Genomic DNA, 26,765 nt, shown 5'->3' with positions numbered 1-26,765 from the left:
ATTTATTTTTATAAGGGGGATTTTATTATGTCACAACAAGTTACAATGTCATTTTCAGTAGTACCACAAGCAAAAACGAAAGATGTATATTCTGTTGTCGATAAAGCAATTGAAGTTGTGCAACAATCGGGAGTTCGTTATGAAGTAGGGGCAATGGAAACAACTTTGGAAGGAGAATTAGATGTACTTCTTGATGTCGTTAAACGTGCGCAACAAGCTTGCGTCGATGCTGGAGCAGAAGAAGTGATTACTTCTATTAAAATCCATTATCGTCCAAGCACTGGTGTAACGATAGATGAAAAGGTTTGGAAGTACCGTGATGAATATGCAAAACCAGAAGCAATCTAAACTTATTACAACTATTTGGCTTATCCTTCTCATTGCGATATGGGAAGGATCTGTTTCATTATTTAAAATCGAACCGTGGATTTTACCAAAGCCTTCTGCCATTGTTCAAGAATTAATTGGGATGAAAGATTTACTATTATCAAATACGATGCAAACACTGCAGGAAGTTATAATTGGACTATTCTTTGCAATTTTATTAGGGACGAGCATCGCAATTATTATGGACGTTATACCGTTATTTCGTATTTTAATAAATCCATTGCTCGTTATTTCGCAAACAATTCCAATTGTTGTACTTGCACCGCTATTTATTATTTGGTTTGGATATGGGATGTTGCCGAAAGTAATGGTCGTAATACTCGTTTGTTTCTTCCCAATTGCGCTTAGTATTTTAGAAGGTTTTCAAACAGTAGATAAAAACATGTTGAAACTGTTACAAACAATGAAGGCGACAAAATGGCAAGTTTACCAGAAAGTAAAATTTCCAGCAGTGCTTCCATACTTTTTCTCAGGTTTAAAAATTGCAGTTACATATAGCGTAATGGGGGCAATTATCGGAGAATGGCTCGGTGCAAGTGAAGGATTAGGCGTTATGCTTACGAGGGCTACAAAATCCTTTTTGACTGCCCGAGTATTTGGTGTTGCAGCAATCATCGTTATGGTGACATTATGCCTGTATTTTATCGTAGAGTTTATGGCAAGAATAACAGCACCATGGATATATAGAAAGGACGGCAGAAAATGAAAAAAGGTTTGAAAGTTATGTTAGCTGCCTTAGTAGCGGTAGGTGTGGCTGGATGTAATCCGGCGAAGAAAGAAGAAAGTGCAAGTAAAGATCAAAAAGTAAAAGTAGTATTAGATTGGTTTCCAAATACGAATCATACTGGCTTGTATGTAGCGCAAACGAAAGATTATTACAAAAAGCAAGGATTAGATGTAGAAATTATTCAACCAGGTGACAATGTAACAGCAGAGCAAATGATAGCATCAGGAAAAGCAGACTTCGCAATAAGCGCACAAGAAAATGTAACGTTAGCTCGTGTGGAAGGAATTCCTGTTGTATCTGTAGGAGCGATTATTCAGCATAACACTTCAGCGTTTGCATCGCTTAAGAAAGATAATATGACGTCACCGAAAGATTTTGAAGGTAAACGTTACGGCGGCTGGGGAGGACCAGCGGAAGAAGCGACATTAAAGACGATTATGGATAAACATCAAGCTGATTTTAATAAAGTTGAAAAAATCATCTTAGGACAAACAGATTTCTTTAAATCAATCGGTCGTGATGCAGATTTCGAATGGATTTATTACGGTTGGGATGGTATTGAAGCGAAGCGCCAAGGAAAAGAGTTAAATACGATTATGGTGAAGGACTTAGATCCAGCGCTTGATTTCTATAGTCCTGTTATTATTACGAGTGAAAAACATACGAAGCAAGATAAAGACTTTGTGAAAAAGTTTATAAGTGCAACGACAGAAGGTTATAATTTTGCAATTAAGGAACCGAGAGAGGCTGCTGATATTTTAATTAAAGCTGTTCCAGATGTAAATAAAGATTTAGTTCAAGAAAGCCAAAAATGGTTAAGTACGAAGTATCAAGATGATGCTAAAGCATGGGGAGTACAGAAGGAAGAAATTTGGACGAATTACATGAATTTCTTATATGACAACAAAGTTATTAAAAAGAAAATCGATGTAAAAGATGCTTTTACAAATGAATTCCTTCCAAGTGAAAAATGAGCGGATTACAAATAAAAAATATAGTGAAATCTTTTGACGGAAAGAATGTATTAGAGAATATTAGTGCCTCTATACAAGAGGGAGAGTTTGTTTCCTTTGTAGGACCGAGTGGTTGCGGGAAAAGCACATTATTAAACATGATTGCAAATGTTGAAAAACCAACAAGCGGGAACGTAACGTATAACGATAAGCAAGTACAAGAGCAAGATGTTGTTAGTTATATGCCACAACAAGATTTATTACTACAGTGGCGATCAGCTTTGCAAAATATCGTTCTTCCGTTAGAAATTGAAGGAAAGCCGAAAAAACAAAGGCTGACAGAAGGAATGGAAGCATTAAAGCAGTTCCAACTAGATGAATATGCAGACCATTATCCAGATGAATTATCTGGTGGTATGCGTCAAAGAATTAGTTTTCTGCGCACATATTTATGTGAAAAGCCAATTATGCTGCTGGATGAGCCTTTTGGTAAATTAGATGCATTTACAAAAATGGAAGTACATAGCTGGCTTTTAAACTCTTGGCATCAAGAAAAGCAAACAATCGTTATGGTGACACATGACTTAGATGAGGCAATCTTACTTTCAGATCGCGTATTTATTTTATCTCAAAGACCAGCGTCAATAGTTGGCGAGGTACAAGTGAAATTACCTAGGCCGAGAACGATGGATATGTTAACATCACTCGAATTAAAAAAGGATAAAGAAGAGATTTTAAGTGTGTTAGCTCCTTATATGAAAAAATAGAAAAAGCCTTTTAACAGTTTTTAGTATAATTACTGTTAAGAGGCTTTTTTTAGAATATGAAAAGATGGAGAAGGAACAAAAGGGAAAATAGAGAATAGAATATAACAGAGTAGTTTATACTCTTAATATAACAAATGTTAAAGGAGTGAAAGGATAAAATGACTTTATCAACTGTTCTTCAAATGGTTTTAGCTTGATATGGGAGAAGTCTGCCCATTTTTTAAGATTAAGCTAAATTGAAGACAGCAGGTAAAGAACCTTAATCCTTTTTTACGATAATATGTAATGGGTAAGGTGTATTCACCTTACCCATTTTTATATGCATAATTAAATAAGGCTTCATACTGTTGGTCTCTCTATTTAGCTTATGGACGATAAGTAAAGGAGAGAAAAAAATGAGTATATTAACAGTAGAAAATTTAAGTCATTCGTATGGTGAGAAAACCATCTTATATAATGTGTGCTTTCGATTATTAAAGGGGGAGCATGTTGGGTTAGTAGGGAAAAATGGGATTGGAAAATCAACACTGCTAAGAATTTTAACAGGAGAACTTATACATGATGATGGGAACATTGAATGGTTTCCACATGTGAAGGTTGGATTTTTGCAGCAGCATATAGATTTACAAGAAGGAATAACAATTGAAGGATACTTGCAAAGTGCATTTTCTAACTTGTATGCGATTGAATACGAAATGTTAAAAATTGCAGAAGAGATGGCTGAAGCAGTAGAAGTAGAAAAATTGTTAGTAAGGTATGGAGAGTTACAAACTATATTGGAAAACTCTAATTTCTATCAAATTCATACAGAAATTGAAGAAGTAGCAATTGGTTTAGGGCTGTTTGAAATAGGATTGGAAAAGGATGTTTCAAAGTTAAGTGGAGGACAGCGGACAAAGTTATTACTAGGAAAGCTTCTTCTAGAAAAAGCTGATGTTTTATTGCTAGATGAACCAACGAACTATTTAGATACAGCACATATAGAATGGTTGCAATCGTACTTGAAACTGTACGAAAAAGCTTATATTATCATTTCGCATGATGAAGTATTTTTGAACAATATTACGAATGTCATTTACCATCTAGAAGAACGAAAAGTTAAGCGATATGTAGGGGATTATGAAAAGTTTTTACAAAGTTACCAAGTACAAAGGAAACAATTACAATCGGCGTATGTGAAACAACAAAAAGAAATTGCTCAGTTAGAAACATTTATTCAAAAAAATAAGATTCGAAAAGCAAAACAGGCAAAAAGTCGAGAGAAAGTATTGGAGAAAATGCAAAGGGTTGAAAAGGTAAATAATGTACCTCAGTCCCGTTTTGCTTTTACTGTTTATAATGAACCAGTAAGTCGTATATTACAGGCTGAGAAACTAAGAGTGGGTTATAGTGAGCCGTTATTTCCAGACTTGAATTTACAAGTGAAAAAAGGAGAAAAGATAGCTGTTGTTGGTCATAACGGTATTGGAAAAACGACAATGTTAAAGACGTTATTAGGTCAAATAAAGCCGCTAAGCGGTTCAATTTTTGTTGGGGAACGAGTAAATCCTGCTTATTTTGCACAGGAAGAGTTTGCTTCAGAAATAACACCGTTAGAGAAAGTTTGGGCAGAACGACCAGATATGACAAAGAAAGAAGCGCGCCAAGCATTAGCGAAGTGTGGATTGAAAGAAGAACACGTATTAAAACCTATTCGTTTATTAAGCGGTGGAGAGCAAACGAAAGTGCGTTTATGTGAACTTATCGTAACGAAAAGCAATGTTTTAATTTTAGACGAACCGACTAATCATTTGGATGTAGAAACTAAGATGGCTTTACAGGAAGCGTTACAACAATACAAAGGAACGGTTTTAATTGTCTCACATGAACCTTCTTTCTATGAATCGTGGATAACAAAAGTATGGAATATAGAAGATTGGAATACTGAACAATATGAATAAAGAAAAGGCATTAGCTTTTAGGAGCTAATGCCTTTTCTTTGTGATTAACATGATTTTCGAGAACTCTTACATGAGAATTGTATGAAGAAGCACTCTTATGGTGCGCTTATAAGCGTGCTTTTTCTTTTGTTATATTTATAATACGAAAGCCTTTCCCTAACAGGTGACTATCTTTCTTTATATATATAGATAGTTCAAAATGGAATGAAAATAATTCCTTTATGTAAAGGATAATATGGATATTATAGGAAGACAATAGAAATTAAAGGAAATTCATGTAAAATTCAAATGAACTTCATATAAACTTCATATTAGAAATTAAATATAATTATAATAGGTTATTATGATATTTTTGATTTTTCGTAAAATTAAAAGTTTGAATTTAGGAGGTATTGCTCAAACCTAAATTCAAACTTTAGTGAATTAATTAATGGATATTACGTCTAGTTTTCGCTAATGACGGTATTTAAAAGTTCGGCAGGATTACCTGTTCCTGCACCGCCAATTGTAATAGATCCACCAGGAGGAATTTCACCATTCCATCCTGCGTTCGTAATTACATAATGATTATTTGTTTTACTACTAATTTTAGAATCCCAAACTTGTGTTAAATTACCGCTATAATCAAATTCTAATTTCCAATTTTTAATAGGAGTCGTTCCATTATTTTTGATTATAATCGAGAAGTTATAACCGCTGCCCCAATTCGAAGTGACTGAAAATGTAGCAGTACCATTTCCATCAGGAGGTGTCGTATTAGCTTCATCCGTTTTGACAGTAAGAGCGGTAGGTTGTGATTTATTTCCAGCAGCATCTTTGGCAATTATTGAAAATGTGTATTCCGTATTAGGTTTTAAGTTTTTAATTGTAATGCTATTTGTTGTTGTACTCCATTTCTCTTCTCCAGCAGTAATTTCATATTCCATAACTCCTACGTTATCAGTAGATGCAGTCCAGTTTAATTGAACTGAGTTTGAATTTTTATTCGTAACTACAACGTTTTTAACATTCGTTGGTGGCTCAGTATCTTTTTGACTAATAGGTCCACCAAGTAATTCTTTTACTAGCGTATCAAGTAATTTTGGACCACTGCAACTATATTTTGGACTTGTACGGCAATCTCCGCTTAGTTCCCAAAACATTGCTCCACTTAAACCTTTCGTCTTTATATAGTCTGTTTTGTATTTCATAGATTCATTGTCATCGTAGCTAATAAATGTGCCTGTAGTTGCATTATATAAATAAGGTACTTTAGCTGTGTCATTCCAGTAGCGTACAAAACCATTTTTATTAACGTAATTGGCTGCTAAATCACCGTAATCATACACACCTGTGTCACCGGTAGAATAATCATCCCAAGTACCTTTAGAAGCAAGTTTCCCATCACTACCTGGTTTGCAAGGTTGATATTGTCCGTTATTTTCTTTGCCACAACTTTTCCAGCCACGTCCGTAAAAGGGTACGCCTAATACTAGTTTATCGACTGGAACACCTTCATTTGTATAAACATTTATAGCACCATCTACGTAAAAATTCGTATTTGCTGCTGGGTCATTTGGATCCTTATATAGAGCTGCATTATGATTAGAAGTAGCTTCCCATCCGCCGTGGAAATCATATGTCATAATATTAATCCAATCGAGTATTTGAGAAATTTTCTTTAGCTCTGTATGATCAGCGTAGCGTTGGCTTGCGCCTGAAGCGATTGTTAGTAAATATTGTTTGCCATCTTCAGTACCTGCTTTATTCAAAGCATTTCGGACGTCTTGAAGAAGGAGAGTGAAATTTTGTTTATCTTCAGGACGATAACTACCACCAGGAATCGTTTCAACGCCCGGATATTCCCAGTCTAAATCTATGCCATCAAACCCATATGCGCGAAGAAAAGCTACTGTAGATTCAGCAAATACTTTTCTTGTTTTTTCATCAGCGGCCATATCAGAAAAGCGGTTAGACCAAGTCCAGCCACCAACGGAAATAATTGTTTTTAAGTGAGGATATTTAGCTTTTAATCGTTTTAGTTCTCCGAAATTTCCGCAACGGGCATATTTATCGCAATCTTCCCAAGTTGTACCTGAGCCAGGATACGATTTGGTAACATCAGCCCATGGTTCCCCGAGTACGAGAGTACCATTAGGAACCTCTTTATTTTGCAATGGTACACCAGATTCTTTACAGTTCCACGTTTGTTTATTTGGATTATCAGGATGAGTAGAAGGGTTTCCATGTTTTCCATTCCAACAAATATCCGCGAAAGCATAGTTAAGGTGAGTAAGTTTTGATGCATCAATGTCAGCAACTTGATAATTACGTCCGTAAACGCCCCACGAAGGAAAGTACCCAACAATTTTTTGATTTTGCTTTGGTGAATCTGCTAATGCGAGATTTGGAGTAATAAAATTTGTGAGAAAAAGAGGTAAGAAAAGTAGTAGAGATAGTAATAGCAGTGTGAATTTTTGAGACCTCATAGCCATTTCTCCTTTCAAAATAAAAGATATATTTAAAGGCATACGCCAATAAATCAAAATGAATCTAGACGTATGAAACGTCTAGATAAAATGATCAGACATCACGAAGTCTATACAAGGGAGCTGGGGGTGATTAAATCGTAACAAATGTAAGATTTAGTGTAAACGCTTTATTCAGTTGTAAAAGACTTTCTCAATACAAAAAGGCTTGAATACAAACTATATATGAAAACGAAAGATCGGTATGGGAGGAAATAGCTCATTATAAATAAATTTGAGAAAAAATTGTATGGAGCCAATTATTAAAGACGTAGAAAGATAAGGAAATATCATGTAAAATAATAGTAAAAATATGTAAAGGAGGGAATAGTGTGGATGTGTTTTTGAACATTGCTGAAGAAAAAATTCGAAAAGCAATACGGAACGGTGATCTTGATTATCTTCCGGGAAAAGGAAAACCACTACAATTAGAAGATTTTTCAATGGTACCTCCAGAACTTAGAATGAGTTATAAAATTTTAAAAAATGCGGGAAGGATTCCACCAGAAATGGAACTACAAAAAGATATATTAAAAATAGAGGATCTAATTGCTTGCTGTTATGATGAAGAAGAGAGAAAGAAATTAAGAGAAGAGTTAACAGTAAAAACGCTTCGTTTTCAGCAGGTAATGGAAAAGAGAAAGATTAAAGATAGTTCAGCTTTTCGTATGTATCAAGAAAAAGTATTTCGTAAATTACGCTAAGAGGGATAATATGACTACATTTAAAACGATAGAAGAATTAGCGACCTATATCGAAGAACAACAATTGGTACTTCTGTTTATTAAAACGGAAAATTGTGGTGTTTGTGATGTTATGCTAAGAAAAGTAAATTGCGTATTAGAGAATTATGATTACGTAGAGAAAATAGAAATATTACTACAAGACATGCAAGAGATTGCGGGGCGATATGGAGTATTTACAGGGCCAACAATTTTATTATTTCATAATGGAAAAGAAATTCTTCGTGAATCACGCTTCATTTCACTTGAAAATCTAGAGAGAATCATTCAATTATTCGAGGAATAGGGGAGGCTTTTATATGGGATTTATTATTGTCATACTATTATTTGTTGTAGTTGGAATAATCGTAACAGCAGTTCGATCGAACAAAAAGAAGGTGAACTTGGCGAAACAAAATAACATACATAATTCATCTAACAGCTCATCACCATTATTTTTCTTTGCTGGATCGGATAATGATAGCTCGCATGATGGCGGTTCACATGATTGTGGAGGCTCTTTTGGGGGAGATAGCGGAGGAAGCTGCGGTGGCGGTGGGGATTGATGAAAATGCGCCTTATATAGGCGTATTTCTTTTTAAACAAACGTTTGATTAGTCGGCTTACATATACATAAACACAGTTAAACAAACGTTTGATTAATATTTTTAACATACTAAGGGGAATGGAAATGAAAAGGGAACCGAAAGTGAAAAATAAGGGGAAAGTAGTGTTATTTTTATTAGCTGCGGGAGGCGTATTTCTTGTTAAATTAGCATTTAAATTTGGAACAATACATATGATTCGAACTTGGTTTGAAAGTACGTTTTCTTAAATAAGGAATATAGCCTCTTGCGATAGAGGTTTTTGATTTGTTATTATTAGACTGAACGGTCGGTTTAAAGAGGTGTGAATATGAGAAGAAGCGCAGAAGAGATAAAGAAAGAAATTGCATACAAAGCAGAAAGTCTATTTTCACAGAAGGGCTACGCAGCTACATCTATGGAAGAGATTTGTGAAATTACAGAGCGAAGTAAAGGAAGTATTTATTATCACTTTAAAAGTAAAGAAGAATTATTTTTATTTGTAGTGAAACAGCATACGTATGATTGGCTTGAAAAATGGAATGAAAAAGAGAAGTTGTATAGCACTAGTACTGAAAAACTATATGGTCTCGCGGAATATCATGTAGAGGACATACAGCAACCAATTTCAAATGCCATAGAGGAATTCTCTATGAGTCAAGTTGTAAGTAAAGAGATTTTGGAGGAACTATTAGCTTTAACTAGAGAATCATATGTTATGTTTGAGAAATTAATTGAAGCAGGTATACAGTCTGGAGAGTTCCGTGAAGATAATACTCGTGATCTTATGTATATTGTGAATGGATTATTATCAGGGCTTGGAGTACTTTACTACGAGCTAGATTATAAAGAGTTGAAGCGTATTTATAAAAAGGCAATAGATGTATTGTTAAAAGGAATGGCAGCTGAATAATAGGTCAGTTGCTTTTCTTACAAAATAAATTAGACTGAACGGTCGGTTTGTGAAAGGGGAATGAAAATGAACGCTTTATTTAAAAACCGAGCATTTATGCTCGTTATGGCGTCTGATATTTTACAACAATTTGCAATTTGGATCAGAAATATGGCTCTTTTGTATTTTATAATGGAGCGAACGAATAATGATCCGGTTTCTGTTTCTTTGTTATCAGTTATGGAATATGCACCTATTTTTATTTTCTCGTTTATCGGTGGTGCGCTAGCTGATCGCTGGAATCCGAAAAGAACAATGGTCGCTGGAGATGTGTTGAGTGTACTGTCTATTATAGGAATTGTCCTGTTGTTAAAGCTGGATTATTGGCAGGCTATATTTTTTGCAACACTCATTTCCGCGATTGTAGGTCAGTTTTCTCAGCCCTCATCTTCGCGTATATTTAAGCGCTATGTAAAAGAAGAACAGGTAGCAAATGCGATTGCATTTAACCAAACATTACAGTCATTATTTCTGATTTTTGGACCAGTGGTAGGATCGCTTGTGTATACACAACTTGGTTTATTTACGTCACTATATAGCTTAATCATTTTATTTTTGTTATCTGCTATCGCCCTTTCATTTTTACCAAAATGGGTTGAAAAAGAGCAAGTGGCGAGAGATTCATTAAAAAATGATATAAAAGAAGGTTGGAAGTATGTTCTTCATACGAAAAATTTAAGTATGATTACGATCACTTTCACCATTATAGGCTTAGCTGTTGGATTAACAACTCCATTAGAGGTGTTTCTTGTAATAGAACGCCTTGGAATGGAAAAGGAAGCAGTTCAATATTTAGCTGCAGCTGATGGAATAGGTATGTTAATTGGTGGTATTGTTGCTGCAATTTTCGCTTCAAAAGTGAATCCGAAAAAAATGTTTGTATTCGGTATGGGCATATTAGCAATGTCATTTTTAGTAGAAGGGCTATCTACATCATTTTGGATTACTAGTTTCATGAGGTTTGGAACAGGTATTTGTTTAGCTTGTGTTAATATTGTTGTCGGTACGCTCATGATTCAACTTGTACCAGAAAATATGGTTGGAAGAGTAAATGGGACGATTTTACCACTGTTTATGGGGGCAATGCTAATTGGAACTTCACTAGCTGGAGGATTAAAGGAACTAACTTCACTAGTTACTGTGTTTTGTATAGCAATGGCACTTATTTTATTAGCGATAGGGCCAGTTCTACGTATGCAAATAAAAAAAGAAGATGTTGCTAATAAAGAGGCACTAACAAATTCGTTAGCTTCGAAATAACTATTGTAAGGGAGCAATATTGCTCCCTTTTTCTTTGAGGAACTTTTGACAACTATATGAGCCAATTATATACTGATGTTGTAAAAACGATTTTACAGGTTAGGAGCAATGGTGTGAAAAATCAAATCTATGAATTACGCACTGAAAATAATATTTCACAAGGCGCATTAGCTGATAAATGTAAAGTTTCTAGACAAACGATAAATGCAATTGAGAATAATAAATATGATCCAAGTTTAGCGTTAGCATTCCGTTTAGCTGAAGTATTAGGAACAACTGTTGATAAATTATTTTTGTACAAGCAGTAGAGTCGTTCATTATAAGTCGCACCTTTAAAAATAAAAAAGATCCTCTTCTTATGAGAAGAGGATCTTTTCTTATAGCGTTTTAGTCTTTGGACTAGGTGGTGTAACGGATGTATTATTTTCTGGAACTCTAGTTAGTAAAAATCCTCCGATAATAAACAGAACAATAATACTAAGAACACCAGCGTTTGTTTTTCCTGTTAATTGGGTTGTAACACCGACTAATACCGGACCCATAATTGCGGCAAACTTGCCAAATATATTATAAAATCCGAAGAATTCATTAGCAGATTCTTTAGGTACTAGTTTTGCAAAGTATGAACGACTTAGTGCTTGAATACCACCTTGAGATGTAGCAACTAACATTGCTAAAATCCAAAAATCAAGTGTCGTTTTTAAAAAATAAGCATATGTGCAAATAATGATATAAATAATGATACCGACATATAACATTTTTTTACCAGTAAATGTTTCAGATAATTTTCCGTATAGTAAAGCAAATGGACAAGCGACAATTTGTGTTACAAATAATATGATTAATAGATTCGTTGCACTAATACCGAGATCGGTTCCGTAAGCGGTAGACATAGTAATAATTGTGTCGACTCCGTCAATATAGAAAAAGTAAGCGATTAGAAACATAAATACAGTTTTATATTCTTTAATATTTTTAAAAGTATCAGCAAGACGTTTGAAGCTCATTCTAATAGGTCTTGGATGACGCTCAATATAGTGTGTTTGCTCTACGTTTTTTAGCATTGGAATTGTAAATAATCCCCACCAAAGAGCTGTTATTGCAAAGGAAATTTGACTAGCAATGCCGACCGATAAGGGAATAGTTCCTTTTTGGGAAAGAATAATAAGAGCGATACAACCGATAAAAGGAATTGTACTCCCGATATAACCTAATGCAAATCCTCTTGTAGAAATTCGGTCCATTCTATCTTCAGAAGTGACGTCTACTAAAAATGCATCATAGAAAATGTTTGCTCCAGCAAAGCCGATTAAGGCGAGCATATAGCACCCTAGCAATAAGTACCACTGAGAGGTTGGAACGACTGCTAACATACTTGTAAATACGATACCGAGTCCAAAGAAGAATGTGAAAAAACGTTTTTTAAATCCTTTATAATCAGCAACTGTGCCAAGAATAGGAGCAAGTATAGAAATTAAAAGTGTTGCGAATGAGTTTGCATATCCCCAATATGCTGTTGAAGTTGCCCCAGATAGTCCAGCTTCTTTTGCAGCTGCTTTAAAGTAAATTGGAAATAATGCAGTTGTAATGACGAGCGAGTATACAGAGTTCGCCCAATCGTATAATATCCAGCTTTTTTCTTGTCTGGACATTTTTTTCATATAATGTTCCCCCTTAAATTTGTTTTACTAACAGTGTACAAAAATAAAAATTATAAAAAGAGAAACAGTGATGAATTTTACATAACTTTTACATATATACACTGTTCTTTACAATTGGAGTAAATCCTCTACAATTGCTCCGTCTGTTTCACCTAAGTGTAAACCGAGTAGTCTAGCGATAGTTGGGCCCTCATCAATAAGTCTCATATACGGTATGGTAATGCCGCTTTTTATCCCTTTCCCAGCAGCTATAAAAATTGTTTCATAGTTAGGTTTTGTTGGAGAGTATCCATGCGTACCAAATGTATATTTTTTACTGGGCGTAACATCTTTTTCGGTAATTTCTTTTATAAAATCTCCTGTATAGTTTTCAGTGAAATAATACCCTTCTCGTGCTTCTAACATGAATAAACAATTACCGTCTGCACCGCAGTCTTTCGCAGCTTCATCATGAAGTATAAATTCAATTCCGTTTTGTTTATTTTGAAGTAGTTCTTCAAGGAGTAGTTGTACCTCCCGAATTGTATCCGTATCATTTTTGTCCTTTACATATACATAGGCAGAGCCGTCGCAACTTTGGCAATAGGCTTTCCAGTCTACTAATTTTCTTTTTTTATTAAGAGATATAAGTCCTCTTTGATGGAATAGCACATTTAATTGTATGGATTTGTTTTCACTTAAAGCGCTATGATCACCAAGGGCAATAATTGTACTTTCTTCGTATAAGTCACTTTCTTTTAGTGCTTGAATAATTTTCCCTAGACGTTCGTCGTGTCTCTGGATAGCAGCTATTGTTTCGTTAGATTCAAAGCCGTGATAGTGTCTTTGTGTGTCTAGATCGGTGAAATGTACGAACATGATATTAGGCTTTTTCGTCTGGATTGTATGCACAGCAGAGGCGAGGACGAAATCATCCAGCTCTGGTTGTGATAAACCATTTCTTATATGGCCGAAACGACGATTTAAATCTAATTGGTATAGTGGGCTACCGCTAAATAAGGAAACTAACACTTGATTTTGCCAAGGTCTATTTGGAAAAATTTCTGGTAAATTGTAATCGATGTTCGCTCTTCCAGTAACAGGCCATAGAAGGGCAGCTGTCGTTAAATTTGCTTTGCGCGCTTCATCATACAATGTTGTTCCTTTTATTGATTTTCGGTACCAATGCCAATCAGGTGATTCACGCCCTGGTTGAAGTAACGTATTGCTAACAACACCGTGCTTGTTAGGGTAATTACCGGTTACGATTGTTGAGTGGCTTGGATATGTTACAGAAGGATAAATTGGTTCTACTTTTTCGATAACCGTGCCCTTTTTTATTAGAGATTGGAAATGAGGTAGTTTTTGTAGTATAGGAAAATCTAAAGCTGATAAACAGTCGAATGATAAAATAATGACATGGTTTGTTAATGCTTTATCCATAAAGTTCCCTCCTGATTATATAAAACCTATTCTTATATATTACTATTAATACCTAGTAATAAAAATATATTTTTATGTGAAAATTTATTATTTATTTTCAGAAAAATTAAACATATAATTAAGTATAGGGGAATCTATGGAAGGAGGAAACACTATGGATTGGTTAGATGGATTTGGTATCTTTTACATCATTGGCGGAATCACGATTATCCTTGTATTTGCTATTTCATATTTACTAAAGAAACGGTTTCCAGACAAACAGTTCGATATTATATTTGCACTTAGTTTAATAATTCTTTGCTTAGCGTCCTTTCCCGTTACAATGATTGTTATTGGTGGGTGGGAAGGAATGGGATATGGATTTATTGGTTTCTTCGTCCTACTTGGTACACTTATCGGTATGATTGCACATCAACTTGTGAAAATTACGCGGAAAAGCTACGTATAAAACTGCAAAAAATGAAAAGAATATATAAAAATAAGAAAATTAGCTATTGTTTTAAAAAAGAATTTGTATTATGATAATCAACAAATTTATTTCGTTATAACGATGAAAAAGGACTAGTACATGTTCAACCTTTTTAGCAGAGAGAGAATCCGTCAGGCTGAAAGATTCTTAAAAAGGCAATATGGAACCTGCCTTTGAGTTCTGCATATGCAGCGGGAATTTCCCGTTATCAAAAAGAGAGCATGCGCAATTTTTGTGCATGAATCAGGGTGGTAACGCCGACAAAGCTCGGTCCCTATTTAGGGACGCGGGCTTTTTTGTATTTTCTAGAAGGAGGAAGACTGACTATGGCAAAAGAACAAGTGCAAGCCATTACGAAGATGGAAGAGGACTTTGCGCAGTGGTATACCGATATTGTAAAAAAAGCCGAACTTGTTGATTATTCAAGTGTAAAAGGATGCATGATTTTACGTCCGTATGGTTATGCCTTATGGGAGAATATGCAGAAGGTGATGGATGAGAAGTTAAAAGAAACTGGCCATGAAAATGTATATATGCCAATGTTTATCCCAGAGAGTTTATTGCAAAAAGAGAAGGATCATGTTGAAGGATTTGCTCCTGAAGTAGCATGGGTTACGCATGGTGGAGATGAAAAGTTAGCGGAAAGACTTTGTGTACGTCCTACATCTGAAACTTTATTCTGTGAGCACTTTTCAAAAATTGTGCAATCCTATAATGATTTGCCAAAGTTATATAATCAGTGGTGTTCAGTAGTTCGTTGGGAGAAGACAACTAGGCCGTTCCTTCGTACGACTGAATTTTTATGGCAAGAGGGTCATACAATCCATGAAGCGGCAGAAGAATCGCAGGCTGAAACATTAAATATTTTAAACTTATATGCTTCTTTCTGTGAGGATTATTTAGCAATACCAGTTATTAAAGGACAAAAAACAGAAAAAGAGAAGTTTGCTGGAGCAAAGGCAACTTATACAATTGAAAGTTTAATGCATGATGGAAAAGCACTTCAAACAGGAACCTCTCATAACTTTGGGACGAATTTCTCAGAAGCATTTGATATTAAGTTTTTAGATCGTAACGGTAAGTGGCAATATGTGCACCAAACATCTTGGGGTGTATCAACAAGAATGATAGGCGGGCTAATAATGGTTCATAGTGATAATAATGGACTTGTAATGCCACCAAAAGTCGCTCCAGTGCAAGTTGTTATTGTACCAATTGCTCAGCATAAAGAAGGAGTTTTAGCAAAAGCAACAGAGTTACAAGCACATATTCAAAAGGTTGCACGAGTAAAAATAGATGCTAGTAATAAAACACCAGGCTGGAAATTTAATGAGTATGAAATGAAGGGGATTCCAATTCGATTAGAAGTTGGCCCTAAAGATATTGAAAAGAATCAAGTTGTACTTGTAAGAAGAGATACGAAGGAAAAAGAGTTTGTACCAATGGATCAATTAGAAGAACGTATTCCAGCATTACTTGAAGAAATTCATATTGCTTTATTTAATAAAGCAAAAGCATTTCGCGATGAGAATACGTATGTTGCGACAAATTTCGAAGAGATGAAAAAAATAGCTGACGAAAAGCAAGGCTTTATTAAGGCAATGTGGTGCGGGGAATTAGCTTGTGAAGAAAAACTAAAAGAAGAAGTTGGCGTATCTTCACGTTGTATGCCTTTTGAGCAAGAGCATTTAGCTGAAGAATGTATTTGTTGTGGTAAAGAAGCTAAACAAATGGTGTATTGGGGAAAAGCGTATTAATACTTTTTCTGATAGGTGATAAAAGGACTTTGGGCTGCATAATAAAATGTAATCCAAAGTCCTTTTTAGTTTTATACAGTATTTCATGTACTTTTTAGATGGAAGGATGTTGTTCTTATTTTACGTTTTTACGACGAATAAACAGTAACATACCAATTAGGAATGTTGAAAGCCCCATTAAAATAGATATAGGATAATGCGTTGCAGTATTAGGTAATTTATCACCTTGTTTTTTCGTATTATCTTTTACATTACCCCCTTGAGAACCGTTGCCCTCCTGAGAATTGCTATCGCCTTTAACACGATTGCCACCTTGAGAGCCATTACCCCCTTGAGAACTGCTATCACCTTTAACACGATTGCCGCCTTGAGAGCCATTGCCGCCAGAACCGTTACCACCAGAACCGTTACCGCCAGAACCATTGCCACCAGAGCCATTGCCGCCAGAACCGTTACCGCCAGAACCATTGCCACTAGAGCCATTGCCGCCAGAACCATTGTCACCAGAGCCACTGCCGCCAGAGCCGTTGCCACCAGAACCATTGCCACCGGAACCGCTGCCGTCAGAGCCACTACCACCAGAACCGTTGTCACCAGAACCGTTACCGCCGGAACCATTGCCACCAGAGCCACTGCCACCAGAACCGTTACCGCCAGAACCATTGTCACCAGAACCATTGTCACCAGAACCATTGTCACCAGAACCAGTATCGTCCTGAGAACCGTTATTTCCTGGAGGTATATTATTATCCTTTGAGTTTCCTTCTGCAAAATGATCGCTATTTTGTACAATAGCGTTTGTTAATGGTTGGAAGTTTTCAGTTGCAGCATTACCGATATTTAAACCGCTAAAAAAAGATAAAGAGAGTGTTGATGCTAAAATGAAGATTTTCGTCATGGTTTTCCTCCTAAGAGATTAATGTTCCATCTAAAATACATCCCTTTGTAATATTTCTTAGGAAAAAGAGTTTTATGCAAAAAAAACTATATATAGAAAAAGGTGGTGTATTTGTCAAAGCAGAAAAGAGTTAATGTAGATTTCCTACAAATAGTAGAGGGGGAGAATTTACATTCATAACGGTAGAGGAAGTGGCAGCAGATGAAAGAGTATATAGCGTTTGATATTGGCGGTACGCAAATTAAGTATGGTATTGTTTCAGAAATAGGGAGAGTATTAAAGCGTCAAACAGTTGCAACAGAAATTCATTTAGGCGGAGAACAAATTATTCAAAAACTTATATATGTATCCAAAAAAATAATGAATGAACATACTATTGCCGGAATCGGTATTAGCACTGCGGGAATTGTTGATATTAATAAAGGAATTGTGACGGGAGGCGCGGATCATATTCCGGGATATAGTACTATTCCTATTATTGATAGATTGCAAGAGATATTAAAAGTTCCAGTATCGATTGACAATGATGTGAATTGTGCAGCGTTTGGAGAAAAGTGGAATGGTAGTGGAAGAGAGAAAGATAACTTTATTATGCTCACCCTTGGAACAGGGATTGGAGGAGCAATTTTTATAGATGGAAAATTGTACCGAGGACATTCATTTAGTGCTGGTGAATGGGGGAATATGTTAATAGAAGGAAAAACGTTTGAAGAGGTTGCTTCGATTTCAGGATTAATTCGACTTGTAAGCAAATATAAAGGCAAAGGCAAGTGGAATGGGAAAAGAATTTTCGAGTTGTATGATAAAGGAGATCGGGAAGTTGCTCAAGCAGTTGGGATTTTCTTTAAACATTTGGCAATCGGAATTAGTAATCTTGCTTATATTTTTAATCCAGAAACGATTATTATTGGTGGAGGAATTACCGATAGAGGAAATGAGTTTTTAAAAGAAGTAAAAGAAGAGGTCAGTAAATACTTAAATCAAGAGATTTATAATAATTATGAGATTGAACTTGCGCAAAACGGTAATTGTGCAGGAATGATTGGTGCTATTTACCACTTCTTACATCATCATAAGTAAATTATATGAATGTTTTCATATAACTGAGAATTTATCCTTTTTATCGCTAGGTAAATAATGCTACAATATAAGAGAAGAATACAATATTTTCCGATTCGGAAAATGCTTTGTAGAAAGGGAGAAACTTCATGCCTATTATTTTAGAAAAAGGTCAAAAGATCGATTTAACGAAAGGACAACCAAAAGTAGCAAAACTACAGGTTGGCTTAGGCTGGGATCCAATTGGGCAATCAGGTGGATTTCTGTCTTCATTATTTGGAAGTAAACCAAATGTAGATTGTGATGCATCTGTTGTTATGTTAGAAGGAGATCGTTTTTTAAACAAAAATGATTTAGTTTACTTCGGAAATAAACTTTCTACTTGTGGTAGTATTATTCATTCAGGAGATAATTTAACAGGTGAAGGCGCTGGTGATGACGAAACAATTTTCGTAGAATTACATAAAGTTCCAAGCCGTATTAATCGTTTAGTATTCGTTGTAAATATTTATGACTGTGTAAATCGTCGTCAAGATTTCGGGATGATTCGTAATGCATATATTCGTATTCAAAACCCGCAAACTGGTGAAGAATTAGCACGCTATAATTTATCGGATAATTATGCTGGCAAAACAACTCTAATTGCAGGTGAAATGTATCGTCACGGAAGTGAATGGAAGTTTTCAGCAGTTGGAGAAGGCACGCAAGATAAAAACTTAAGTGAGATTGTATCACGTTATCAATAAAATAACCGAGGAGGAATTGTATATGGCATCAATTTCATTGAAAAAGGGACAAAAGGTAGACTTAACAAAAACGAATCCAGGTCTTTCGAAAGTTCTTGTAGGACTTGGTTGGGACACGAATCGTTATGACGGACAAAACGATTTCGACTTAGATGTTAGTATTTTCTTAGTAGGTGCGAATGGTAAAGTTTCAGGAGCTGAAGATTTCGTTTTCTATAATAATCCAAAAGGTGCGAATGGTGCTGTAGAGCATTTAGGAGATAACCGCACTGGTGAAGGTGAAGGCGATGACGAAGCGATTAAAGTAGATTTGAAAAATGTTCCTGCTCACATCGAACGTATTTGTTTCACAATTACAATTTATGATGGAGAAGGCCGTAGCCAAAACTTCGGACAAGTTTCTAATTCTTTCGTACGTATTCTTGATGAAGAAAAGAATGCAGAATTAATTCGTTACGATTTAGGAGAAGATTTCTCTATTGAAACAGCCGTAGTAGTAGGTGAATTATATCGTCATGCAGGTGATTGGAAATTCAATGCAATCGGAAGTGGATTCCAAGGTGGATTAGCGTCTCTATGTAATAACTTTGGTTTAGATGTAGAGTAATAGATTTGATTTATATATCCATCGGTGAAATGTATGTTTACTGATGGATATATTTTTAAAGATAAAAATATAGAGGTGAATATAGATGGTTATTCAATTACAAAAAGGCCAGAAAATCGATTTAGGTAAGACAAGCCCTGGTTTAACAAAAGCAGTAATTGGTCTTGGATGGGATATTAAATCTTATGACGGCGGAGCCGATTTCGATTTAGATGCATCTGCCTTTTTATTAGATGCAAACGGAAAATGTACGAAGGAAACTGATTTTATCTTCTATAATAATTTACAGTCTCCTTGTGGATCTGTTTTACATACAGGAGATAACCGTACAGGTGAAGGTGAAGGTGACGATGAGCAACTTGTTGTGGATTTGAAGAAAGTTCCAGCAGATGTGCACAGAATTGCTATTACAGTTACGATTTATGATGCAGAAGGCCGTAGTCAAAACTTTGGGCAAGTAGGAAATGCGTTTGTTCGTTTAGCGAATGAAGAAACGAGTGAAGAAGTTCTTCGTTTTGATTTAGGGGAAGATTTCTCCATCGAAACAGCAGTTGTCTTTTGTGAATTATACCGTCATAATGGACAGTGGAAGTTTAATGCAGTAGGAAGTGGATTCCAAGGTGGTTTAGGTGCGCTTGTAAGAGCGTATGGCTTGGATGCATAGAAAGGAAACGATATTCGTTTCCTTTTTTTGACCTTTCTATAAATCTAGCAAAGAATAGGGGATAAAGGTAAGATGAGTATTTTGCAAGGAATCCTTGATACGTATGCTCAGTTTTTCGACTTGGACATGTGGATTAAAGTGTTGCAGGATCCAGTATCTTGGGGATTAATTGGTACACTTGTTGTACTTGAAGGATTATTATCTGCTGATAACGCACTTGTGTTAGCGGTAATGGTAAAACATCTTCCGGAAGAAAAACGTAAAAAAGCATTATTCTATGGACTTATTGGAGCTTATGTGTTCCGCTTTATTGCGATTGGAATCGGAATGTTCTTAATTAAATTATGGTGGGTAAAACTTCTTGGTGCACTTTACCTTGCTTGGTTATCAGTAAAATACTTTATTGATAAGCGTAAAGGTGCAAGTGAAGAAGACGAAGCTCACGGTATGAATCAAAATAGTATTCTCTTTAGAATGTTTGGTGTCTTCTGGGGAACAGTTGCGATGGTTGAATTAATGGATATCGCATTCTCTGTAGATAGCGTACTTGCTGCATTTGGTGTATCTAATGAAGTTTGGATTTTACTATTAGGCGGAATGCTAGGTATTTTAATGATGCGTGGTATTGCTGGTGTATTCTTAAAATTGTTAGAGCGTATTCCAGAGCTTGAAACGACAGCATACATTTTAATCTTAATTATTGCAGCAAAAATGTTACTGTCTTTAATCGAGATTGAGATTAGTCATACACTATTCTTTATTATTTTAGTTGTAGCATTTGGAGCAACATTTATACTTCACTACATGAAGAATTCTGGACAAGCTAGAGAAGAAGTTGCAGCTACTAAAGAAGACAATAAATAATTGAAATGGGTTTGCTCGTTTTGCGAGCGCCCATTTTTTATAACCAAAAATAGTTTATAATAGAAGAAGGACTTAGAAAAAACGTAAATGTTTTTGGAGGTGAACTGTTGTGTTTTCACGTTTTACACTTCAACCATATGCATTAAAAGATGAATCAGATTTAAAGCAATTTGAAACGCTTTTAGAAAAACGCCCACAATATGAGCTGACAGAGAATGAGATGAAATTTAGTTATATAGCATGTCGAATCCTTGGTGTTCCTAATGATGTAGATGAATATTTTAATGAACTGTTTGATTATAGTGAAGCGAAAGGAATCGAAGTTTTACACGAACAAAATTTAAACAAAGTGATTGATTCGGAAAAGCTTCGTCATATTCAAGAAGTGTTCGGATTACATCAAGAAGCACCAAATGGTCTGACAGTAAATAGGCTAGTTGCACACTTATCTGGGAAACAACTTTTACCGAAAGTAGACAATCCTGATTTACAGCATTACATACATACGACGTTTATTTCACTATTGAAATTATATGAGAAGCAACATAATCAGTCGTTAAAGACAGAAGGCTTCCGTCGTTTCTTAATCGACATAATTAAACTAAGCGAAAATTACGTAGCGAAGTGGTTCTCTACGATTAATTATAAGAAACAAATGCCGCGTATCATTTGGTACGGTGATGCACAGGAAAGCCGTATATATTTCTTATACTTTCTTATTATGCTCGGTTGTGATGTGCTTTATTATCACCCAGAAGGAAAAGATGGATTTGAAAATATTGATGAAGAGGGAAGAACTTTTGTTGTATCTCATTCAAGTCGCATTTCGCTTGAACCATTCCCTGATCGTCGCCGTGAGCGTGTTGCAACAGTAGCGTATCAAGCTTCGAAAGAAATTGAACAAGTACTTCACCACGATAATTCACTGCTGTACAAGCCGTGGCAATTCCGTTCCTATACGCCTGTAGCTCGTACGTTAAAAACGACATATGATGAACTCTTTTTAATTACGAAAGAAAAGGCATTTGTACGCCCAACATTCTTTGTTGAAAATAAACATATTTATATTCCTTCTTTATTTGCGAAAATATCAGGCGTTTCAAAGAATGATAAAGAATATTTTCAACGATTAAAGGCTGTTACATCAGTTGATAACAGTTTATTAATTAATACATTCCCGTTTACGAAAGAGCAAAAAGCAAACTTCCAATATCATTATCGAGATGCATTGGACCGAGCTGGAAAATTGCATCCTGATCTAATTATGAATAGCCATTGGTGGCCGCATAAGCGTTTACCGGAAGGTTTACAGCATGGGATTGCAGAGGCGATTATCCATACGTGCGAAAGTGAAATGTGCAAACCAATTGCGAAAGAGACGAAACAAGATGTAGCGCTATATGTTTTCGCACAACTTTCTCAAATACCACCGAATATTTTAGAACAGCTTGAGAAATTTGATTATTCACAAGATGTACCGAAAATTGTTATATTTAATAATGAGAAGAGCGGAGAATTAACTCGTTCTGACGCTGTTTTATTACTATTTTTGAATCAAATTGGAGTAGATGTATTCCATTTCAATCCAACGGGAAGAAACGATATTGAACCGTATATTGAAGCGGGGGCATTTGATTCACATTGGCTTGAAGAGGTTAATTTCGATCTTGAGTTTCATGGTTCATCAGCCTATAAAAATTTATCACAAACAATAAAAGGACTATTTCGTCCATTTTTATAAGGAAAGGGAGAATACCATATGAATAACCCAGTCGTACTAGATCCGAAAACAGAATTAAATGAACAAACAGCACAAGATGTTCGCTTAAAACTTAGACAAGATGCGGATGTACAACGTATTTATAATGCGGTAGATATTAAAGATCAATTAGAATTAATTGAACTTGGAAAAGAACCTTCTATGGAAATTTCACGTTTTGCTGATCAAATTTTACATACAATGTCATTATCAAAGATAGAAGATTCTGGTGAATTATTAAAACAGCTTGGTAAAATTATGGACCGATTTGATAGTAAAGACTTTGCGGAAGAAAAAAGTGGTTTCTTCTCACGTATGTTCAAAAAAGCGGATAAAATGATAGAACAAATCTTTAGTAAATATCAAACGATGGGCCGCGAAATTGATAAAGTTTATGTGGAAATTACGAAGTACCAAGATGAGATGAAAAAATCAATTGGTACGTTAGATGGCTTGTATGAGCAAAACTTAAAATATTATTTAGACTTAGAGAAGTACGTAGTAGCAGGAGAAATGTTATTAGAGCGTTTAAATACAGAGTTAGTTCCGATGTATGAAGAGCGTGTACGTAATAATGATCAATTAGCAGGTATTGAATTAGAGTCGCTTAAAAACTCTGTTGAAATTTTAGAACAGCGTATTGACGATTTAGAAAAAGCACGTATGGTTGCGTTACTTACAGCACCACAAATTCGTATGATTCAACGTGGTAATAATAAATTAATTGGTAAAATCAATACAGCATTTATTACAACGATTCCTATCTTTAAAAATGGTATCATTCAAGCGGTAAATGCCAAGCGCCAAAAGCTTGTTGCAGATTCTATGGCTGAACTGGATCGCCGTACAAATGAATTACTTAAGAAAAATGCACAAAATATCGCAACGCAAAGTGTAGAAGTAGCGAGATTATCAGGTTCTTCTAGTATTAAGATGGAAACACTTGAGGAAACTTGGAACATTATTTCAAGAGGTATGCAAGAAACACAACAAATTGAAGAACAAAATAAACGTGAGCGTGAAGAAAGCCGCAAGCGTATGGCTACATTAACAGAGAATATCAAAAAAGAATTACAAGGATAAAGTGAAGGCTAATAATCAGTGGGGTTTTGTTCATCACCACCGATTATTAGCCTTCACCAATTGGACATTTATGGGCAGTTAATCCATCACCTAACTTCTTTGCTCAAACTGAATTTTGAGGTGGGAGTTTTACTGCACGGAAAATAGTAGGATAAATGAAAAGGCAATGAGGACTATTCCTCATTGCCTTTTAGTTTCTCTTCACTAATTTAATAATCTCATTCACAATAAGTGGAATGATACTTAATAAGAGAACAAATCCCCAATCTCGCATCGTTAATGCATGTACACCGAATATATTTGCAAGGGGCGGGATGGAGATGATACAAACTTGCATAAGAACACCGATAAGAAGGGAGAAAACTAAATATTTATTTGTAAAGATCCCAATTGAAAAAATTGATTTCGTTCTTGAACGCAAGTTAAATGAATGAACGAGCTGAGAAAAACTAAGAACGACAAATGCCATCGTTTGAGCGTGTAATAGAGCATCGTCATCAATTCGCTCTGGGAAAAGAGGAAATAAATTTGTATCTCCAGTATAGAATTTTGCTCCGGCGATAAAAGCTATTAGCGTTAAAAGTCCAATGATAACTCCATTGAAAATCAGGAAAGGAACGCTGCCACTAAATAAGCTTTCTTTCGCATGTCGTGGTTTTTCCTTCATCACATCTGGATCTTCAGGATCAACCCCAAGTGATAATGCAGGCAGTGTATCTGTAATTAAATTCACCCACAAAATATGAATAGGTCGTAGTGGTGTTGCCCAGCCGAGTAAAATCGCTAAAAATAAAGCGATAATTTCTCCGAAGTTACAAGAGAGTAGGAAGAGAATTGATTTTTTTATGTTACGATAAATATTTCTACCTTCTTCAACGGCTTTCACAATAGATGAGAAATTATCATCTGTTAACACGACGTCTGCTGCCCCTTTTGCAACGTCTGTTCCTGTAATGCCCATCGCAACGCCAACATCAGCTTGCTTTAAAGATGGTGCATCATTGACACCATCACCAGTCATAGAAACGATATTTCCTTTCGCGCGTAATGCCTTTACAATTTTCACTTTATGCTCTGGAGAGACTCTAGCGAATACATTTAAATGATTAATTTTGCTAGCTAGTTCTGTATCAGAAATGTTATCTAATTCAGTTCCAATCATAATTTCCGATATTTCTTTAGCAATGCCAAGTTCTTTGGCAATTGCAAAGGCGGTATCTTTATGGTCACCAGTAATCATAACTGTGCGAATACCGGCTTTTTTACATTCTTTAATTGAATCTTTCACTTCAGTTCGTGGTGGATCAATCATACCGACAAGACCAATAAAGATAAGATTTTTTTCAAGATGATTTATATCCACATCGTTTGAATCGTATTGTTTAAATGCGAATGAAAGTACTCTTAAAGCTTCTTGAGACATTGCTCCGGCAGCTTCTAATATTTGATTTTTATCAGAATCAGTTAAAATCTCGATTTTGCCGTTTTTAAAAATATGGGTACATCGAGGTAAGAGCTTATCAATAGCGCCTTTCGTCATGCTATAGTAGCTTTCATCGTATGTATGTACAGTTGACATCATTTTACGATCTGAATCGAAAGGTACTTCGTTAACACGTTCATGTATTTTTTCTAAATGATCTTTTTGCATGTTAAAAGTGGTTCCAGCAACGAGAAGTGCAATTTCAGTCGGGTCTCCCGTTTGTGATTCGTTATTGTAAGATGCATCATTACATAGCACCATATTTTCTAACAATAGACGTTGCGCATCATTATTTACATTTAAACTTTCTAAGCGATCGTATGTGTTATCACTATAAAAGTGAGTAACGGTCATTTTATTTTGCGTTAACGTACCTGTTTTATCTGAACAAATAATTGTGACAGAACCGAGGGCTTCAACAGCTGGTAGTTTGCGAATGATAACGTTTTGTTTAATCATACGTTGCACACCAATTGCAAGAACGATGGAAACGATAGCTGGCAAGCCTTCTGGGATAGCTGCAACGGCTAAACTAATAGCAGTCATAAACATTTCTAACGTATCCCGGCCTTGTAAAAAACCGATGAGGAACATAACGATACAAATAGCTACAGCGACAAAGCCTAAATATTTTCCGACTTGTGCTAAGCTTTTTTGAAGTGGTGTCATATCATCGTCTGCTTCATGTAAAAGGGTAGCAATCTTACCAATTTGTGAGTTCATTCCAGTTTCAACAGCAACACCGACGCCTCTTCCATATGTTACAAGAGTAGACATAAAGGCCATGTTTTTTTGATCGCCGAGTGGTACTTGCTCATCACGTTGCATGGAAGGGTGGTAGATTGCATCTTTATCAACAGGGACAGATTCACCAGTTAGAGCAGATTCTTCAACTTTTAAATTTGCGGTTTCGATAAGGCGTAAATCGCAGGGGATATATCGTCCGGCGTCGAGCATAACGATATCCCCTGGAACGACGTGCTCAGATGGAATTTCTTTTAGTTCACCATTTCTCTTGACGATAGCTTTAGGTGTTGCCATCTTTTTCAATGCCTCTAAAGCTTGTTCTGCTTTCGATTCTTGGACAACACCGATAACAGCATTTAAAACTACAACAAGCGCGATAATACTGGCATCCGCCCATTCACCTACAAAGGCAGAAATAAGGGCAGCAATAATAAGGACATATACGAGGACGTCATTAATTTGGGCGAAAATACGCTGCCATAAAGTGCGTTTTTGTTTTGTAGCTAATTCATTAGAACCGTATTGCTTTAAACGTTCACTTACAATCTCATCTGTTAAACCGTTTTGTTCGTTTGTTTCTAGGTCAATCAATGTTTGATCTTTCGTCTTACTGTACCAATTGCTCATAAGTAAGCACCTCCAGTAAAAACAGTTAGCAATGGTAGTGTTGCTATTATTTGTGAGTAGTATGTATGGAGAAAAAATCTAAGGTGAGGTTCAACTTCTATTGTACAATATTTTACAGTT

General features: G+C 35.6%; 26 protein-coding genes and 1 other annotated feature. Of the genes, 21 read left to right on the top strand and 5 right to left on the bottom strand.

Annotated elements, in window-relative coordinates; genetic code table 11:
* Positions 1 to 27 precede the first annotated feature (27 nt).
* The 5 genes from MR112_RS25105 to MR112_RS25085 all read left to right on the top strand — a co-directional run bounded on the left by MR112_RS25105 (position 28) and on the right by MR112_RS25085 (position 4,774).
* A complete protein-coding gene (locus tag MR112_RS25105) occupies positions 28 to 348 on the top strand; it encodes an MTH1187 family thiamine-binding protein (RefSeq protein WP_000082906.1) in 321 nt (106 codons plus the stop codon).
* On the top strand, positions 320 to 1,093 hold the full coding sequence (locus MR112_RS25100) for an ABC transporter permease (protein ID WP_017657405.1): 774 nt from the start codon (positions 320 to 322) through the stop codon (positions 1,091 to 1,093). Before MR112_RS25105 ends, MR112_RS25100 begins: the two co-directional genes overlap by 29 nt.
* Positions 1,090 to 2,088 carry an ABC transporter substrate-binding protein gene (locus MR112_RS25095; RefSeq protein ID WP_000715570.1) on the top strand — a complete coding sequence of 333 codons (999 nt, stop codon included), beginning with the start codon at positions 1,090 to 1,092 and terminating at the stop codon, positions 2,086 to 2,088. The genes MR112_RS25100 and MR112_RS25095 overlap by 4 nt, the downstream gene beginning before the upstream one ends.
* Complete coding sequence (locus MR112_RS25090; RefSeq protein WP_000016090.1) at positions 2,085 to 2,834, top strand: ABC transporter ATP-binding protein; 750 nt, start codon at positions 2,085 to 2,087, stop codon at positions 2,832 to 2,834. The genes MR112_RS25095 and MR112_RS25090 overlap by 4 nt, the downstream gene beginning before the upstream one ends.
* A 395-nt stretch (positions 2,835 to 3,229) precedes the next feature.
* Positions 3,230 to 4,774, top strand: coding sequence for an ABC-F family ATP-binding cassette domain-containing protein (locus MR112_RS25085; protein ID WP_075676629.1), 1,545 nt, complete (start codon positions 3,230 to 3,232; stop codon positions 4,772 to 4,774).
* A gap of 443 nt (positions 4,775 to 5,217) precedes the next feature.
* Here the strand turns inward: MR112_RS25085 and MR112_RS25080 are convergent, their stop codons facing one another.
* Positions 5,218 to 7,242, bottom strand: coding sequence for a glycosyl hydrolase family 18 protein (locus tag MR112_RS25080; protein WP_242245584.1), 2,025 nt, complete (start codon positions 7,240 to 7,242; stop codon positions 5,218 to 5,220).
* A 371-nt stretch (positions 7,243 to 7,613) separates the two neighbouring features.
* Between MR112_RS25080 and MR112_RS25075 the strand changes: the two genes are divergently transcribed.
* From MR112_RS25075 to MR112_RS25045, 7 genes are all read left to right on the top strand, one after another.
* Complete coding sequence (locus MR112_RS25075) at positions 7,614 to 7,985, top strand: DnaJ family domain-containing protein (RefSeq protein WP_242245575.1); 372 nt, start codon at positions 7,614 to 7,616, stop codon at positions 7,983 to 7,985.
* A 10-nt stretch (positions 7,986 to 7,995) separates the two neighbouring features.
* The gene (locus MR112_RS25070; protein ID WP_000206515.1) at positions 7,996 to 8,310 is read left to right on the top strand and encodes a thioredoxin family protein; all 315 of its coding nucleotides are present in this window, start codon (positions 7,996 to 7,998) and stop codon (positions 8,308 to 8,310) included.
* 13 nt (positions 8,311 to 8,323) lie between these two features.
* Entirely contained in the window at positions 8,324 to 8,569 is a 246-nt protein-coding gene (locus MR112_RS25065) for a hypothetical protein (RefSeq protein WP_000505774.1), read from the top strand.
* Between the two features lie 125 nt (positions 8,570 to 8,694).
* Positions 8,695 to 8,838 carry a hypothetical protein gene (locus MR112_RS25060; RefSeq protein WP_000817981.1) on the top strand — a complete coding sequence of 48 codons (144 nt, stop codon included), beginning with the start codon at positions 8,695 to 8,697 and terminating at the stop codon, positions 8,836 to 8,838.
* An 80-nt stretch (positions 8,839 to 8,918) separates the two neighbouring features.
* Positions 8,919 to 9,500: a TetR/AcrR family transcriptional regulator gene (locus MR112_RS25055; protein ID WP_001254439.1), complete on the top strand. Its 582-nt coding sequence runs from the start codon at positions 8,919 to 8,921 to the stop codon at positions 9,498 to 9,500.
* A gap of 66 nt (positions 9,501 to 9,566) precedes the next feature.
* On the top strand, positions 9,567 to 10,799 hold the full coding sequence (locus MR112_RS25050; RefSeq protein ID WP_000992556.1) for an MFS transporter: 1,233 nt from the start codon (positions 9,567 to 9,569) through the stop codon (positions 10,797 to 10,799).
* 56 nt (positions 10,800 to 10,855) lie between these two features.
* Complete coding sequence (locus MR112_RS25045; RefSeq protein WP_002023181.1) at positions 10,856 to 11,107, top strand: helix-turn-helix transcriptional regulator; 252 nt, start codon at positions 10,856 to 10,858, stop codon at positions 11,105 to 11,107.
* Between the two features lie 69 nt (positions 11,108 to 11,176).
* Here the strand turns inward: MR112_RS25045 and MR112_RS25040 are convergent, their stop codons facing one another.
* Both MR112_RS25040 and MR112_RS25035 read right to left on the bottom strand, forming a co-directional pair.
* Positions 11,177 to 12,460: an MFS transporter gene (locus MR112_RS25040; protein ID WP_000738812.1), complete on the bottom strand. Its 1,284-nt coding sequence runs from the start codon at positions 12,458 to 12,460 to the stop codon at positions 11,177 to 11,179.
* Positions 12,461 to 12,568: 108 nt separating this feature from the next.
* On the bottom strand, positions 12,569 to 13,882 hold the full coding sequence (locus MR112_RS25035; RefSeq protein WP_242245573.1) for an alkaline phosphatase family protein: 1,314 nt from the start codon (positions 13,880 to 13,882) through the stop codon (positions 12,569 to 12,571).
* 154 nt (positions 13,883 to 14,036) lie between these two features.
* On the opposite strand from MR112_RS25035, the gene MR112_RS25030 reads away from it, so the two are divergent.
* Positions 14,037 to 14,330: a YesK-like family protein gene (locus MR112_RS25030; protein ID WP_242245570.1), complete on the top strand. Its 294-nt coding sequence runs from the start codon at positions 14,037 to 14,039 to the stop codon at positions 14,328 to 14,330.
* Positions 14,331 to 14,423: 93 nt separating this feature from the next.
* Positions 14,424 to 14,630: a binding site (T-box leader), on the top strand.
* 47 nt (positions 14,631 to 14,677) lie between these two features.
* The gene (gene proS / locus MR112_RS25025; protein ID WP_242245568.1) at positions 14,678 to 16,108 is read left to right on the top strand and encodes a proline--tRNA ligase; all 1,431 of its coding nucleotides are present in this window, start codon (positions 14,678 to 14,680) and stop codon (positions 16,106 to 16,108) included.
* A 115-nt stretch (positions 16,109 to 16,223) separates the two neighbouring features.
* Here the strand turns inward: proS and MR112_RS25020 are convergent, their stop codons facing one another.
* On the bottom strand, positions 16,224 to 17,006 hold the full coding sequence (locus MR112_RS25020) for an LPXTG cell wall anchor domain-containing protein (RefSeq protein WP_242245566.1): 783 nt from the start codon (positions 17,004 to 17,006) through the stop codon (positions 16,224 to 16,226).
* A 201-nt stretch (positions 17,007 to 17,207) separates the two neighbouring features.
* Between MR112_RS25020 and MR112_RS25015 the strand changes: the two genes are divergently transcribed.
* From MR112_RS25015 to MR112_RS24985, 7 genes are all read left to right on the top strand, one after another.
* A complete protein-coding gene (locus tag MR112_RS25015; protein ID WP_000666118.1) occupies positions 17,208 to 18,086 on the top strand; it encodes an ROK family protein in 879 nt (292 codons plus the stop codon).
* A gap of 128 nt (positions 18,087 to 18,214) precedes the next feature.
* Positions 18,215 to 18,811, top strand: coding sequence for a TerD family protein (locus tag MR112_RS25010; protein WP_001121586.1), 597 nt, complete (start codon positions 18,215 to 18,217; stop codon positions 18,809 to 18,811).
* Positions 18,812 to 18,833: 22 nt separating this feature from the next.
* Complete coding sequence (locus MR112_RS25005) at positions 18,834 to 19,418, top strand: TerD family protein (protein ID WP_000146726.1); 585 nt, start codon at positions 18,834 to 18,836, stop codon at positions 19,416 to 19,418.
* A gap of 85 nt (positions 19,419 to 19,503) precedes the next feature.
* Positions 19,504 to 20,082, top strand: coding sequence for a TerD family protein (locus MR112_RS25000; protein WP_000236643.1), 579 nt, complete (start codon positions 19,504 to 19,506; stop codon positions 20,080 to 20,082).
* Positions 20,083 to 20,154: 72 nt separating this feature from the next.
* Positions 20,155 to 20,946 carry a TerC family protein gene (locus MR112_RS24995; protein WP_000025704.1) on the top strand — a complete coding sequence of 264 codons (792 nt, stop codon included), beginning with the start codon at positions 20,155 to 20,157 and terminating at the stop codon, positions 20,944 to 20,946.
* Between the two features lie 109 nt (positions 20,947 to 21,055).
* On the top strand, positions 21,056 to 22,687 hold the full coding sequence (locus MR112_RS24990; protein ID WP_242245563.1) for a YceG family protein: 1,632 nt from the start codon (positions 21,056 to 21,058) through the stop codon (positions 22,685 to 22,687).
* An 18-nt stretch (positions 22,688 to 22,705) separates the two neighbouring features.
* Positions 22,706 to 23,788 (top strand): toxic anion resistance protein, encoded by a 1,083-nt coding sequence (locus MR112_RS24985; RefSeq protein WP_048538472.1) that lies wholly within the window; start codon positions 22,706 to 22,708, stop codon positions 23,786 to 23,788.
* Between the two features lie 190 nt (positions 23,789 to 23,978).
* Here the strand turns inward: MR112_RS24985 and MR112_RS24980 are convergent, their stop codons facing one another.
* The gene (locus MR112_RS24980; protein WP_242245561.1) at positions 23,979 to 26,645 is read right to left on the bottom strand and encodes a cation-translocating P-type ATPase; all 2,667 of its coding nucleotides are present in this window, start codon (positions 26,643 to 26,645) and stop codon (positions 23,979 to 23,981) included.
* Positions 26,646 to 26,765 lie beyond the last annotated feature (120 nt).

Source organism: Bacillus cereus group sp. BfR-BA-01330 (genome assembly GCF_022663885.1).
Lineage (GTDB): Bacteria > Bacillota > Bacilli > Bacillales > Bacillaceae_G > Bacillus_A > Bacillus_A cereus.
The sequence above is the reverse complement of the archived record's forward strand: the minus strand, read 5'-3'. Positions and strand labels throughout refer to the sequence as shown.